Below are 14,672 nucleotides of genomic sequence, written 5' to 3' on the forward strand. Positions count from 1 at the left end.
GCAGTCTAATGGAGATGGCCGACCCAATTCCGCAACAACGTCAAACCAGCCTCCCCGGACTTCTCCGGGTGGAATTGTGTGGCCCACAGCGGCCCGTTTTCCACCGCCGCGACGAACCGCGAATTGCCGTGCTCCGACCAGGAGACCTTTGGCGCGGCAATGAAGTCGTCCTCAGCCATCTCCCAGTTCTGCACGCCGTAAGAGTGCACGAAGTAGAACCGCGTGCCCACGTCGAGGCCCGCGAACATCTCAGAGCCGCCGGCCACGTCGACGGTATTCCAGCCCATATGCGGCAAGACGGGGGCATCGAGCTTATCGACGACGCCCGGCCACTCCCCGCACCCTTCTGCCTCGATGCCGTGCTCGAGTCCTCGCTCGAACATGACCTGCAGCCCCACGCAGATGCCCAGCACCGGCCGGCCGCCGGCAAGACGCTGGCCGATCAGACGCGGCCCCGCGACATCCTTCAAACCCCGCATGCACGCGTCGAATGCGCCGACACCCGGCACCACCAGTCCGTCAGCTTCTACCGCGATCATGGGGTCGCGCGTGACCACCACGTCCGCCCCGACGTGCTCCAGCGCGCGCTGCGCCGAGCGGAGATTGCCTGCACCGTAATCCAGAAGCGCCACCACGTTGCTCATGAGTGGGAAGTTTAGCTGTCTACCTCACCCTTCCGGTACACCGCTTCCAGCCGTCGAGCAATCTCCTCAGTGTCGAACTCACCGGTGGAACCTGCTATCACCAGATCAAACCAATCGTCATCAGAGATACGGCGGTCATCGCGACCATGAACCCTGAGCATGATCGAGCCCAGCAGGACTCCCACTCTCTTGTTTCCGTCGAGGAACGGATGATTCGATTCAATACTGTGCACAAGCGCCGCAGCCTTCGACCATTCATCCGGGTAGAGCTCTTCACCGCAGAAGGTCGCCCACGGCCGCTCTAATGCCGATGCGAGCAGGCCCATATCTCCGACGGCAAACCCGTGTTCTTCGAGAGCGGGAAGAACCGTCTCGAGCGTGAATCTGCGCCGTTGCTGAGACTTCGCCTCTACTAAGCGTCCTTCAATCGCTGCATCAGACCTGCCCGCTCGCTGAGCAACTCACTTATATCCCGGGAGTTGGCGAGACGCGCCTGCTCTGTCTCCCACTCTCTGCGAATCAGCATTGAAATGACCCGTTGCTTAGACAGCCCCGAAGAAGCGGCGAGGTCGCTCAATTGATGATCTTCCTCGGGGGTCAAGCGGAGATTCAAAGCCATGACAGAACGGTACCATTTAGGTACCGCTAGGACCTACCGGTCGAGACGGCGTTTGCCGATGATCCAGTCCGCTGTGGTCATGACGATCCCAGCGACGACGACGGCACCGGAGGCGGCGAATGCGCCGGCAGCGCCGAGCCCGGCGATCATGCCGCCGAACATGAACGATCCGATGCCCTGGCCGCCGTCGAAGCCGACATTCCACACGGCCGACGCGTGGCTGACCTTGGACTGCGGCAGGCGGTAGAACATGCTCAGCAGGGACTCGTTCTGAACAGCGCCGAAGCCCGCGCCAAAGAAAATGGCGGAGACGAACAGCCACACCGGGTGGGCACTGGAGGCAAGGCTGGCCGCGAAGCCGAACATGCCCACAGCGGCGGCGATCTGGAACGGGATCATGAGCGTGCCGGGCTCTCCCCGGCGGTCGGCGACGACACCGGTGAAGATGCGCGCGGACATCACAGCGAGGTTGATCACCGCGAGGATCGCGCCGCCGAGCGTCGTGCCGGAGGTGATGCCGGTGTCGCGGGCGGCATCGGGCAGGAAGTTGGCGATGAGGCTGTACGCCATCGCTGCGATCGCCAGGGCCAGGGTGGGCACGAGCACGAGCTTCCACGTCGGGGCGGACATCGCCCCGCTCGCGACCGGGTCCGGCTGTGCGCCCTTGAGCGGCGGAATGCCGGCGCAGGCCAGGCCACCGACGGCCGCGATCGCCAGCGCGATGATCCACACCGGCGAGTAGCCGAAGTGCTCGCTGACGAACAGACCCAGCGGCAGGGCGATCATCTGCGCCGAGCCGCTCGATGCGCCGAACACGCCGGAGGCTTTACCCAAGAACTTGCGGGGCACGAGCTCCGCAATGATGGCCGCTTCCGCCACGGTCATCGCCCCGAAGCCGACGCCGCGCACAACACTCACCGCGAGCACCACCGCAGGATCCATGCTCCAGATGAACGCCAGCGCCGGCACGCCCAGCAGCACCGCGGATACCGCGATCGCCGAGCGGTAGGTGAATGTGCGCAGCAACCGCGGCATGAAGACCTGGGTGAGCACGGTCGCCGCCATGAACACGCCTGTCGACGCGCCCGCCAGAGCATGGGAGCCGCCCGCGTCCAACACGGCCACCGGAACGACCGGCAGCAACAGCGCCCATGAACCGAACGCCGCGGCGACAGCCACCAACGTCGGAATGAAGCCTTGCGCCTCCCAGACTGAATTCATGTTCGCATCAGTCTGCGCGGCAGCTGTCCCCGCGTCCTGCGTGGAACCCACGGTGAAAACCTCCCACAACTCACATCGACTACAGGCAAATAAAAATCAGGCCCTTGCCCGGCCGCGCAGGAAAACGCGGCTGGGAACAGCCCGAAAGATCAGTGTTGAACTGGGAACAACCAGCTCAACTACGGCGACGACGCGTCGTCGATAAGCGTGCTTTTAAAGCGCGCCCTTGGTAGAGGGTACGCCCTCAACGCGCGGATCGCGCTCGTAGGCCTGGCGCAGAGCGCGCGCGACAGCCTTGTATTCGGCTTCCGTGATGTGGTGCGGGTCGCGCCCGTACTGGACATTGACGTGCAGCGTGATGCGCGCGTTGTACGCAAGCGTCTCGAAGAAGTGGCGGTTGATCACCGTGGCATAGTGCCCGCCGATGATCTGCCAATCCATGCTTTCCGGCTCGCCGTTCATGACGAAGTACGGGCGGTTGGAGATGTCCACGGTGGCATCCACGAGGGTCTCGTCCATCGGCAGCGACATGGAGCCGAAGCGGCGGATGCCCTTCTTGTCCCCCACCGCATCGATGAGCGCCCAGCCGAGCGTGATCGCCGTGTCCTCGACCGTGTGGTGCGCGTCGATGTGGGTGTCGCCTGTCGCCGCGATCTTCAGGTCGAAGCTGCCGTGCGTGCCGAATGCGGTGAGCATGTGGTCGAAGAAAGGCAGGCCCGTGTCCACGTCGACTGTGCCTGTGCCGTCGAGGTTGATCTCCACCGAGATATCCGACTCGCTGGTCGTGCGCGTTGCTGTCCCAATCCGGTCAGTCATTTTTCTTAATCTCCTTCGCTGCAGCCAAAAACGCGTCGTTTTCTTCATCCAACCCGATTGTCACACGCAAATGACCAGGAACGCCGACATCGCGGATGAGCACCCCACGGTCGAGAAATTCCTGCCACGCGGCGTGGGCATCGTCGAAATCGCCGAAGAAGAGGAAATTCGATTCGCTTTCCACGACGGTGTACCCCAGCTGAAGCAGCGCAGCCTGGACACGCTCACGCTCGGAGGCGAGCTTATCGACGTTCGCCAGCGTCTCCCCCGCATGCCGCAGCGCCACCCGCGCCGCAGCCTGGGACAGAACAGAGAGGTGGTACGGCAGGCGGACGAGCATGACTGCCTCGATGAACGCTCTAGCCGCCACGAAATAACCGAGCCGGCCGCCGGCGAAGTCGAATGCCTTCGACATGGTGCGGGAAACCACCAGCTTCGCCGGGTACTTCTCCAGCAGCGTGACCGCCGACGGCGACGGGGAGAATTCCGCGTACGCCTCGTCCACGACCACAATGCCGGGCGCGGCCTGGATGATCCGCTCGATGTCGGCGAGCTCCGTCACATCGCCCGTGGGGTTATTGGGCGTGGTGACGAAGACGACATCAGGCTTCTTCTCCTCAATCTCGTGGACGGCCACGTCCACGTCGATCCGGAAGTCCTCCCCGCGCGGGATGCCGATGAACTCCGTCTGCGTGCCTGACGACAGAATCGGGTGCATGGAATAGCTGGGCACAAATCCCATCGCCGTGCGGCCTGGACCGCCGAAAGCTTGGAGGAGCTGTTGGAGAACCTCGTTGGATCCGTTCGCCGCCCACACCTGGTCGCGCGTGACGTCGACTCCGGTCTGCTTCGACACGTACGCAGCGAGGTCGTCGCGCAGCTCGACGGCATCGCGCTCCGGGTAGCGGTTCAGCCCGGACGAGACCCGCCGGACCTCGTCGACGAGGTCCGCGATGAGGTCGTCCGACGGCGGGTACGGGTTCTCATTCGTGTTCAGCGCCACAGGCACGGACAACTGCGGCGCGCCGTAGGGCGACTTTCCGCGCAGCTCGTCGCGCAGCGGCAGGTCGGACAGGGACGGCTGGTTCTGCTGGTTCTGCTCAGTCATGAAGTCTCTCGGTTTTCCCCTCTAGTTCTCCGTGCGCGCCTTGATCGCTTCGCCGTGGGCGGGCAGCTGCTCGTCGGTGGCCAGGGTGATGATGTGCGGACCGACCTCGGTAAGCGCGTCCTCGTTGTACTCGATGATGTTCACCGGACGCAGGAATGTGTGGGTGGACAGTCCCGGCGTGAAACGTGCCGTGCCGGAGGTAGGCAGCACGTGGTTGGAGCCGGCAATGTAGTCGCCCAGCGGCACCGGGGAGAACGGGCCGACGAAGATCGCACCAGCGTGTGTGATTTTCCGCGCAACCTCTGCGGCGTTGCGGGTGTGGATCTCCAGGTGCTCCGCCGCGTACGCGTCGGCGACAGCAATGCCCGCGGCCAAGTCGTCGACCAGGATGATGCCCGACTGCTGGCCGCCCAGCGCGGTCGCGGCGCGGTCGGCGTTGAGCGTCGCCGCTGCACGGGTGTCAATTTCCTCGTCCACCGCCTGCGCCAGCTGCTCCGAATCGGTGATGAGGACCGAAGCCGCGTTCTCGTCGTGCTCCGCCTGGGAGATCAAATCCACTGCCACAAGCGCCGGATCCGCGGAGTCGTCGGCGAGAACGGCGATCTCGCTGGGGCCGGCCTCCGCGTCGATGCCGACGACGCCGTTGACCACGCGCTTCGCCGCCGCCACGAACACATTGCCCGGGCCTGTGACCATGTCCACCGGCTCAAGGCCCTCCCCGTCGTCGCCGTAAGCCATGAGCGCCACGGCCTGCGCACCGCCCACAGCCCAGACCTCATCGACACCGAGCATCGAGCACGCGGCCAGAATCGTCGGGTGCGGCCATCCGCCGTGCTCCGCCTGCGGCGGACTGCACACCACGAGGGATTCCGCACCGGCTTCCTGCGCCGGGATGGCGTTCATGAGCACCGACGACGGGTAGACCGCCTTGCCGCCGGGCACGTACAGGCCGACGCGTTCCACCGGCAGGAAAACCTCGGTGACCGTGGCACCGTCAGCTACTTCGGTGGTGTGCTCGCCCGGCTTCTGGGCTGCGTGAACTGCGCGGATGCGGGCAATCGCTTCTTCGAGCGCCGCGCGGAGCTCCGAGTCGAGGTCCGCGGCGCAGCGCGCAATGACGTCGTCCGGCACACGCACGGCAACGGGGCGGACCGAGTCGAATTCCTCGCCGTAATCGAGGGCTGAACCTGCCCCGCCGTGCTTCACATCCTCGATGATCGGGGCGACGGTGGGAACCACCGACGCGACATCCGTGCCACCCCGGGGAAGAATCCGGCGCAGTTCGGATGTCGAAGGGGTGCGGCCGCGAAGATCAGTCACTGTGAGCATGGCGCTCATCATATTCGGCACTCTCCGGCTCCGGGCCACTTCCCGCCGAAGCAACCATGCCGACCCAGTACGACAATGCCGCCACGAACGGTCCCGCCAGCCAGGCGGGCCCCGGATGCAGGACCGGCACGAACGTCACTGTTTGGCCGTCTGTCAGCTCATGGGGATCGGGCACACCGTGGTACAGCTCCGCCGACCAAGTGCCGAGAATATATAAGGTCCACGCGGAAAATGCCGCCACGACGACCGCGACGACCATTCGCCCCACACCCGCGCGCTTGCCGCCGGTAGCGAAGGCCGTCAGCCCGATCAGCAAGCCGAGCAGACCGGTGAGGGCGGTGAAACCGACAAAAGAAACGAACTCGATGTTGTCGGCGTTGAGCGCCGGATCGATCCGCGCGCCACCGTCTTCAACTGTGGCTGTGTACCCCGGTCGAGTCAGGCCCCACAAACCGCCGGCGACAGCGGCGGTACCGACTCCGAGCGCAACAATCCCCGCGCCCCAGCCCACCGGCCGGGAAATACGCGGGGAACGGCTTAGTTGCACACCTTCCACTGGTTGCCTTCACGCTGGAAGCGCTGGACACCAGACTCGGTCTGGCCGTCGGAGTTGACTGTCACTGTGGCGGAGGCAGATTCGCCGTTCACACGGGCGTCACTAAGCTGCGCAGTAGTCTTCGGGACCGGTGGCAACGGACGCCCCGCAGCCTTCGCTGCGTCGACCGCCTGCTGCATCTCGCGCTCAGTCTGCTCGAGGGAGGTGCCGCGGCTCGCAAGCTCCTGGTTGGTCTGGTCGACGACCTTCTTGCAGGAGTTGTCCATGATGACGCGGGACCAGGAAACGAGATCCTTCGGGTTGTAGATCTTGTTCATGGTGTCGGTCATGCCCTTGATGTCAGCCTCGCTGGCCGCCTGGCCACCCTCGACCGGTTGCACCTCGACGGTCGGCAGCGTGCCATCCTCAAACGGGTTGACCACCTCGGCCGCGCCCTCATTCGGCACGCCCTGCGCCTGCGGGTCGTCCTCCGGGTTCGGCTTGTCCTCCGGCTTAGACTCCGCGTCCTTCTTTTCCTTGTCCTTGTCGTCCTTGTTTTCCTGATCTTCCGCCTGCTTGTCGGCTTGCGGATCGACGGTGACGACATTGGTTTCGGTGGCCATTCCCCCGGCGACATTTTCGTCCTCGTTGGACCCGCAGGCAGCCAGAGCCAAAGGTGCGATCAGGATAGCTGCCGCGACCGTCTTCTTCGGAGCGATGGTCAACGTCATAAAAGAAGTCTCCTCAAACTGTTCCGTTACCCGAAGCCCGCTTCGAAGAACCACAGTGGGGGCTTACCGATGTCCACGGCATTTAGCCACCGCGTCAAGTGACGCGGGAACATCTTCGATAACGCCTTTTGCTTAATGTTGCTTTCAGTGCACAACAGATCATAGCAACGGCCGTGTCGACGCTCTTAACCGCGGGACGTTGAAGATGCCATGAACTAGCTGTGAGAATGGCCAGGGAGCTGCGTGTACGCTGCATGTCATGCAGTTGTCCCGCCCGGTGATCGCGCGAGCGGCCCTGGATATTTTGAATTCCTACGGTCTCGCAGACGTGTCCATGCGCCGCGTCGCCGGTTCCCTGGGGGTTGCTCCGGGTGCGCTGTACTGGCACATCGACAGCAAGCAGGCGCTGATTGCGGCGATGGCTGACGAGATCATCGCCCCCGTGCTCGCCTCCACCCACCCCGGACCGAAGGAGTTCTGCTCGGCGCTGCGCGACGCCCTTCTATCGCACACCGACGGCGCCGACGTGGTCTCCACCGCTGCGTCCCAAGCGGACTCCCCCGTTTTTCCCGCATTGCTGAACGGAATCAGAGCTGCCTTCCCGCATGACCCACCTGAATCCGCGGCGGCCGGCCTGCTCTACCTCACTCTCGGCGCGGCGAACCTGCACCAGGCCGGCACACGCCTGCGGGAAATCACAGCTGGTGACGGCCCAGTTCCTTACGGTTCAGCGGAGCACGTCGACGCCGCTGTGGACCTGCTTCTCGCTGGCCTCGACGCCGACCAGAGCTAGGCGGCTCGTGGTTCGGGTTATCTATTACCATCGGGTCTCATGACAAATCCGAGTGCGAACGAGCAGACTATCCAGGTGTGGCCTGGATCCGCATACCCTTTGGGATCCACATACGACGGTGCCGGCACCAACTTCGCCATCTTCTCTAATGTCGCGGAGAAGGTGGAGCTCTGCCTGATCGACCGCGAAGAGAACGAGGTGCGTGTCAACCTCGAAGAGGTGGACAACCATGTCTGGCACGCCTACTTGCCGGGAATTCTTCCGGGGCAGCGCTACGGATACCGCGTTCACGGCCCGTGGGATCCGGAGAACGGCAAGCGCTGCGATCCGTCCAAACTCTTGGTCGACCCCTACGCGCGCGCATTCGACGGCGAATTCGACGGCCACTCGTCCCTGTTCTCCTACGACATTTATGCCGAGGATCCGGGCACCGGCCGCAACGAGGAGGATTCGCTCGGCCACACGATGAAGTCCGTGGTGATCAACCCGTTCTTCGACTGGGGCGACGACCGGGCCCCGCGCATCCCGGAGAACGACACGATCATCTACGAGATGCATGTCAAAGGCATGACGCAGCTGCACCCGGATGTGCCGGAGGAGCTCCGCGGCACCTACGCCGGACTCGCGCACCCGAGGGTCATTTCCTACCTGCAGGACCTGGGCGTCACCTCGGTCGAGCTGCTGCCAGTCCACCAGTTCCTCCAGGACGACCGCCTGCGTGATCTGGGCCTGCGCAATTACTGGGGATACAACACCTTCGGCTTCTTCGCCCCGCACCAGGACTATGCGGCGAGCAAGAAGCCGGGCGATGCCGTCGCCGAGTTCAAGGGCATGGTCCGCACCTACCACGAGGCGGGCATGGAAGTCATCCTCGATGTCGTCTACAACCATACCGCCGAGGGCAACCATATGGGCCCCACGATCGCGTTCCGCGGCATCGACAACGAGGCGTACTACCGGCTGGTGGACGACAACAAATTCCACTACATGGATTACACTGGCACCGGTAACTCGCTTAATGTGCGCGACCCGCACTCCCTGCAGCTGATCATGGACTCGCTTCGCTACTGGGTCTCCGAGATGCGCGTGGACGGCTTCCGCTTCGACCTCGCCTCCACCCTCGCACGCGAATTCTCCGACGTGGACCGGCTGGCCACCTTCTTCGACTTGGTGCAGCAGGATCCGGTGGTCTCGCAGGTCAAGCTCATCGCCGAGCCGTGGGATGTCGGCGAGAACGGCTACCAGGTGGGCAATTTCCCGCCGCTGTGGAGCGAGTGGAACGGCAAGTACCGCGACACAGTGCGCGATTTCTGGCGCGGCGAGCCCGCCACGCTCGGCGAATTCGCGTCCCGCTTGACTGGTTCCTCCGACCTGTATAACCACAACGGCCGCCGCCCCACCGCCTCGATCAACTTCATCACCGCGCACGACGGCTTCACGCTCAACGACCTGGTCAGTTACAACGAGAAGCACAACGAAGCGAACCAGGAGGACGGCCGTGACGGTGAGAGCCACAACCGCTCCTGGAACTGCGGTGTCGAAGGCCCGACCGACGACCCGGAGGTTCTCAGTCTGCGCGCGCAGCAGCGCCGCAATTTCCTGACCACTCTCCTGCTCTCGCTGGGCACCCCGATGATCGCTCACGGCGACGAATTCGCGCGCACCCAGGGCGGCAACAACAACGTCTACTGCCAGGACAACGAGACATCCTGGATGAACTGGGACCGCCTTGAAGAGGGCGATGACCTGCACGACTTCACCAAGCGCCTCATCGCCATCCGCAAGAACCACCCGGTCTTCCGCCGCCGCCGCTTCCTGGCCGGTGGGCCGCTGGGAACCGATGCGCAGGACCGCGACATCGCCTGGCTCGTGCCGGACGGCAAAATGATGACGCAGGACGACTGGGACTTTGCTTTCGGCAAGGCGCTGCAGGCCTACATCAACGGCACGCAGATCACCGAGCCGGACGCCCGGGGCCAGCACGTCACCGACGATTCTTTCCTGCTGATGTTCAACGCCTACCACGAGGACATCGAGTTCACGCTGCCGTCGAAGAACCTCGGCGCGAAGTGGGAGGTGCTCATCGACACCACCGAGCCTCTCGGCCACCCCGCTGAGACCGAAGAGATCGAGGCTGGCGGCACCAAGAACGTCCCCGCCCGCTCCACTGTCGTGCTCCGCCAGATCGAACCGCCAGTCTTCGATGACGTCAACGGCGATGAAGAAATTACCGAAGCCACAGACCACGAGGAGGAACAGGGCGCAGATGATTAACGCTCACGGCGCCCGGATTCTGGTCACCGACACCGCGCTGGAGATTCACCCGGATCCGCTGGAGGCCGCGCTGCGTGGTTCAGCGGAAGCGGTGGTGCTCCCGCTGGCGGAGGTGTCGTCGATAAGCGTGCTCCCCGGCGATGACTGGGACGCCGCATGTGCCGTCGTCGCTCACGGCAACAACGAGACCGTCATCCGTTTCGCCCCGGGCGACGACAAGGGCCCGGAGAAACTGCGCACCATCGTCGAGGCTGCGCGTTCGGGCAAGAAAATCAGCACCGACAGCATTCCGGGCTTCAACTTCGTGGCCTTCGATGTGGAGACCGCGAACCAGAATTGGGGCTCGATCTGCCAGATGGGTCTGGTGCGGGTCGTCGACGGCGAGATCGTCGAGCGCGCGTCGTGGCTGTGCCGTCCGCCGGAAGGCATCGACGAATTCGACGAGTTCAACGTCGATTGCCACGGCATCACGGCGGACGCGGTGGCGGATGAGCCTGCCGTCGGCGAGCTGTTCGAGCGCTTCGCGGGTTTCGTCGGAGACCTCCCTGTCGTCGCGCACAACGCGTATTTTGATGCCTCCGCCCTGCGGTACGCCGCGCTCGCCTCGGGCCAGAAGGTCCCGCACATCGCATTCGCGTGCACGCTGGCTGCTGCCCGCGCCGCGGACCTGGGTGTGGCCAACCACCGCCTGCCCACCCTCGCGGATCATTTCGGTATCGCCCTGGACAACCACCACGACGCCGCGGCGGACGCGGAAGCCTGCGCGGGCGTCATGCTCGGTTTGGCCCGGCGCGAGGAGCACTCCGGCACGGTGGCCGAATATGTCCACTCCACCGGTTTTGCCCTTGGTTCTGTCGGTGATGCTCGTGTGACCCCGGTGCTCAAGGATCTCTCCGGGGCGCAGACTGCGTTGCAAGCGGAATCCGGCACACAGGGCACCTCTGACGCGGAAGAATCCGGGAAATCGAACCGTGGACCGGCGCCCTGGCAGTCGGTCGCCACCCCGGACACGATCCCGGAGCCCGCCGTCGACGCGGACCCGGACTCGCCGCTGTACGAGCAGAATGTCACGCTCACAGGCGAATTCGAGCCTTTCGACAAGGGCCAACTGTGGGACGGCATCGCCGCCCGCGGCGGCCAGGTGGGCAAGAACGTGACCAAGAAGACGACGATTCTTGTCGTCGGCGAATGGGCGTCGGTGACTTCGAAGGAGAAGCGCGCCCGCGAGCTGGAGGAAAAGGGCCAGGACATCGAGATCTGGCCGGCGGAGAAGCTGCTGGACGTCCTCGGGTTGAACGAGCAGCCGCCTTTCTAGAAAACTTTCCGGCTCCGAGGGAACCGGAGACGGGGTCAGCGCAGTCTAAGTAGGCATGAAGACCGCGCTGAATCCCGCTCCTGCTCCCACCGTCATCTCCGGCACCGTCTCCCCTGCCGCGCCCGCCCATGTTCCGGCGTCCACGGCAGTCTCCTTTTCTCACCTGCCCGTACCGGCAGTTCCCCTGCATGCCCTGCCCGCGCCGCGGATGCACGCGGTCAAGTCGAAGGGCTGGGCGTGCCCGGGCTCGTCGTCCAAGCCTGCGTATATCTCTCTGTCCCGGGACCACGTGGCTTTGTTGAAAGCGCCGGACGGGCGGTTACTCACCCCCATCGACCTTGGCCGGATGGAGCTGAGCACCAGGCAGGCATGGGACGCGGCCGCCGACACTTTGCTGCGTACCCAGTCCGACAAGATTGAATTCACAGTCCGCAACGCGTCCTTCGCTCTCGGCGATGACGCGCCGCGGGGGCTTGAAGTGCACGGCGGCGAGCATCCCCCGGCGGCGTGGTTGGCGCACCCACGCACCTTCCAGGTGCTCCACTCACACTTCACGGAGGTGCTCTCACCGGCGGCACCGCTCCTTTTTGCCACCCGCGACCACAAAGAGCTGTTTGTGTTCGACGCGGAGCCCGCCGAAATAAAGGCATGCGCGCCCGCAGCGACCGTCTTCGCATATTCCTTCGGGTTCCCGGTCTGCCACCGCAATCGCAGAGCCAGTGAGAGAGCACCGGTTTCTCACTAGTGTGTTGGGGTGTACCGCAGTGTCGCGACGATAAGGAGATTCCGCAGATGTTCCGCCCCATCACTTCGACGTACCGGCTGCAGCTGCGCGGCAAGGATGCGGACCCGGCGGGGCGGAGTTTCACCTTCGCCGACGCCGCCGCACTCGTGCCGTACTTGAAGGAATTGGGGGTCTCGCACCTCTATCTCTCGCCCATCTTCACGTCCTACCCGGAGTCGAACCACAACTACGACGTGACAGACCCGACCGAGGTCAACCCGGAGCTCGGAGGGATGGAGGGGCTGCGCCATCTGGCTGCTAAAGCGCACGAGGCCGGACTTGGCCTGATTGTGGACATCGTGCCCAACCACCTCGGTGTGGAGGCACCGCAGCTGAACGCGTGGTGGTGGGACGTGCTCAAAAACGGGCAGGATTCTGAATTCGAGGCCTATTTCGACATCGACTGGCACGAAGACAACGGCGCGGGCGGCAAGCTCGGGTTGCCGGTGCTGGGCCAGCCGGGCGACGAGGACAAGTTCGAGCTGGTGTACCTCGATGAGATCGACGAGCCGGTGCTCGCGTACTTCGACAACTACTTCCCGCTCGCCCCGGGCTCATTCGGCAGCCTCGACGACGATCCGCGCGAGGTCTACGACAAGCAGAGCTACCGCCTGATGTTCTGGCGCGACGGGGTCATCTCCTACCGCCGCTTCTTCTCCGTCAACGGCCTCGCGGGCATCCGCCAGGAAGACCCGCTCATTTTCGAGCACACTCACCGCACACTCCGCCAGATCATCGCCGAGGAGCTTATCGACGGTGTCCGCGTCGACCACCCCGACGGCCTCGCCGACCCGTTCACCTACCTGAACCGGCTGCGGGACCTGATCGGCGAGGACCGGTGGCTGGTCGCCGAGAAGATCCTCGGGGTCACCGAGCCGCTCGACCCGCGCTTGGCTGTCGACGGCACCACCGGCTACGACGCGCTCCGCGAACTCGACGGTGTCTTCGTCGCCCGCGACGCCGAGGACTCGTTGAGCATGCTGTCCCTCCAACATTCCGGCTCCACGTGGGACGAAGCGGCCATTGCCGCGGCCGAGCAGCAGCTCAAGCGCGAAGTCGCCGAATCGGAGCTCGCCGCTGAGGTCCGCCGTCTGACCCGCGCCATCCGCCGGGACAATTTTTCCACCGCGGGCGCCGATGTCACCGATGAGGATTTGGAGCGCACCGTCATCGACCTTGTCGCAGCGATGCCGGTCTACCGCGCGGACTATATTTCGTTGTCCCGCCAGACCTCGACGATCGTGGCAGACATGGTGCGCCGCTTCCCCTCGCGCCGCGCCGCGCTCGACCTGATCTCCGCGGCATTTCTCGCCAACGGCGAAGCCAAGACCCGATTCGCCCAGGTCTGCGGCGCAGTCATGGCCAAAGGCGTAGAAGACACGCTGTTCTACCGCGCCTGCCGTCTCGTCGCGCTCCAGGAAGTCGGCGGCGCACCGGGCCGCTTCGGCGTCTCGGCCGCTGAATTCCACCTGCTCCAGCAGGAGCGGGCCATGCTGTGGCCCCACGCGATGACGACGCTGAGCACCCACGACACGAAGCGCAGCGAGGACACCCGCGCCCGCATCATCGAGATCACCGAACGGCATAAAGATTTCGCGGAACTGGCCCACCAGATAAGTGCGCTGGTCCCCGCCCCCGACGACGCGACCGCGCATTTCCTGCTCCAGAACATCATTGGCGTCTGGCCGACGGACGGCAGCACTGACCCCGTCCGCGATCGTCTCCAGGATTACGCCCTCAAGGCCGTGCGCGAAGCGGGCGTGCACACGACGTGGTTCGACAACGACGCGCACTTCGAACGGTCCATCGCGGATTGGGTCGACGCGCTTATCGACGGCCCCGCCGCGCCCATGATCGACGCCTTCGTCTCTGAGATTCACCGCGGCGCCGTGCAGGTCTCGCTCGGCCGGAAGATGCTGCAGCTCATCGGCCCCGGTATCCCGGACACCTACCAGGGTCAAGAATTCTGGGACCTGTCTCTGGTGGACCCGGATAACCGCCGCTTCATTGACTACGTCAACCGGGAACAGACATTGCAGCAGTTCAAGGAGTCCGCGCTGTCCGGCCGCCTCCACGACGAGCTGCTCCAGGCCCGCGATGATGCCCGCGAAAACGGCGAGCCCGGTCTCTACCCGCACCTGGCGGCAATGGTCGACCGCGCGAAACAGGCCGTCGTCCACGAGGGTGCGTACCTGCGCCGGCAGCACCCGGATATTTTCCTCGCTAGCGACTACCAGGCCGTGTTCGGAGTCGGCGAATCCGCCAGCCACCTGGTCGGCATGGCGCGGGGCTCCTCCGGGCTCGACGTCGTCGCGTTGGCCACCCGCCGCCCGCTCCAGCTGGAGGACCGCGGCGGCTGGGGCGGCACCACCGTCACCCTGCCCGACGGCGAGTGGACCGACCTCATCACCGGAAACACCTTCACCGGCACGGTCCTGGTCCGCGATGTTCTCGACGTCCTGCCGACCGCGCTGCTCGTCGCCGCCCACGCCAACGTGTAAGG

At 64.7% G+C, this 14,672-nt stretch carries 14 protein-coding genes; 5 read left to right on the forward strand and 9 right to left on the reverse strand.

The features are described 5' to 3' along the window. Nucleotides 1–5: 5 nt before the first annotated feature. From hisH to CAPP_RS07665, 9 genes are all read right to left on the reverse strand, one after another. Nucleotides 6–644 (reverse strand): imidazole glycerol phosphate synthase subunit HisH, encoded by a 639-nt coding sequence (hisH, locus tag CAPP_RS07625; RefSeq protein ID WP_076598750.1) that lies wholly within the window; start codon nt 642–644, stop codon nt 6–8. Between the two features lie 11 nt (nt 645–655). Continuing rightward, the gene (locus tag CAPP_RS07630; RefSeq protein WP_084560513.1) at nt 656–970 is read right to left on the reverse strand and encodes a type II toxin-antitoxin system death-on-curing family toxin; all 315 of its coding nucleotides are present in this window, start codon (nt 968–970) and stop codon (nt 656–658) included. Nucleotides 971–1,056: 86 nt separating this feature from the next. Further along, a complete protein-coding gene (locus CAPP_RS07635; protein ID WP_076598748.1) occupies nt 1,057–1,263 on the reverse strand; it encodes a hypothetical protein in 207 nt (68 codons plus the stop codon). A gap of 33 nt (nt 1,264–1,296) precedes the next feature. Next, nucleotides 1,297–2,535 carry an MFS transporter gene (locus CAPP_RS07640; RefSeq protein WP_290172800.1) on the reverse strand — a complete coding sequence of 413 codons (1,239 nt, stop codon included), beginning with the start codon at nt 2,533–2,535 and terminating at the stop codon, nt 1,297–1,299. A gap of 162 nt (nt 2,536–2,697) precedes the next feature. Next, nucleotides 2,698–3,300 (reverse strand): imidazoleglycerol-phosphate dehydratase HisB, encoded by a 603-nt coding sequence (hisB, locus tag CAPP_RS07645; RefSeq protein WP_076598747.1) that lies wholly within the window; start codon nt 3,298–3,300, stop codon nt 2,698–2,700. Continuing rightward, complete coding sequence (locus CAPP_RS07650; protein ID WP_076598746.1) at nt 3,293–4,408, reverse strand: histidinol-phosphate transaminase; 1,116 nt, start codon at nt 4,406–4,408, stop codon at nt 3,293–3,295. The genes hisB and CAPP_RS07650 overlap by 8 nt, the downstream gene beginning before the upstream one ends. Before the next feature lie 21 nt (nt 4,409–4,429). Then, nucleotides 4,430–5,737: a histidinol dehydrogenase gene (hisD, locus tag CAPP_RS07655; protein WP_076598745.1), complete on the reverse strand. Its 1,308-nt coding sequence runs from the start codon at nt 5,735–5,737 to the stop codon at nt 4,430–4,432. Next, a complete protein-coding gene (locus CAPP_RS07660) occupies nt 5,721–6,284 on the reverse strand; it encodes a hypothetical protein (protein WP_076598744.1) in 564 nt (187 codons plus the stop codon). Before CAPP_RS07660 ends, hisD begins: the two co-directional genes overlap by 17 nt. Next, nucleotides 6,275–7,003, reverse strand: coding sequence for a hypothetical protein (locus tag CAPP_RS07665; RefSeq protein WP_076598743.1), 729 nt, complete (start codon nt 7,001–7,003; stop codon nt 6,275–6,277). Before CAPP_RS07665 ends, CAPP_RS07660 begins: the two co-directional genes overlap by 10 nt. A 259-nt stretch (nt 7,004–7,262) precedes the next feature. On the opposite strand from CAPP_RS07665, the gene CAPP_RS07670 reads away from it, so the two are divergent. From CAPP_RS07670 to treY, 5 genes are read left to right on the forward strand one after another with little or no spacing between them, the layout of a single operon-like run. Then, the gene (locus CAPP_RS07670) at nt 7,263–7,796 is read left to right on the forward strand and encodes a TetR family transcriptional regulator (RefSeq protein WP_076598742.1); all 534 of its coding nucleotides are present in this window, start codon (nt 7,263–7,265) and stop codon (nt 7,794–7,796) included. A 39-nt stretch (nt 7,797–7,835) separates the two neighbouring features. Next, nucleotides 7,836–10,070 carry a glycogen debranching protein GlgX gene (gene glgX / locus CAPP_RS07675; RefSeq protein WP_076598741.1) on the forward strand — a complete coding sequence of 745 codons (2,235 nt, stop codon included), beginning with the start codon at nt 7,836–7,838 and terminating at the stop codon, nt 10,068–10,070. Continuing rightward, complete coding sequence (locus CAPP_RS07680) at nt 10,063–11,385, forward strand: exonuclease domain-containing protein (protein WP_076598740.1); 1,323 nt, start codon at nt 10,063–10,065, stop codon at nt 11,383–11,385. The genes glgX and CAPP_RS07680 overlap by 8 nt, the downstream gene beginning before the upstream one ends. A gap of 55 nt (nt 11,386–11,440) precedes the next feature. Next, nucleotides 11,441–12,130 (forward strand): hypothetical protein, encoded by a 690-nt coding sequence (locus tag CAPP_RS07685; RefSeq protein WP_076598739.1) that lies wholly within the window; start codon nt 11,441–11,443, stop codon nt 12,128–12,130. Between the two features lie 47 nt (nt 12,131–12,177). Further along, entirely contained in the window at nt 12,178–14,670 is a 2,493-nt protein-coding gene (gene treY, locus CAPP_RS07690) for a malto-oligosyltrehalose synthase (protein ID WP_076598738.1), read from the forward strand. Nucleotides 14,671–14,672: the final 2 nt, after the last annotated feature.

Origin of the sequence: Corynebacterium appendicis CIP 107643 (genome assembly GCF_030408415.1) — a bacterium.
GTDB lineage: Bacteria > Actinomycetota > Actinomycetes > Mycobacteriales > Mycobacteriaceae > Corynebacterium > Corynebacterium appendicis.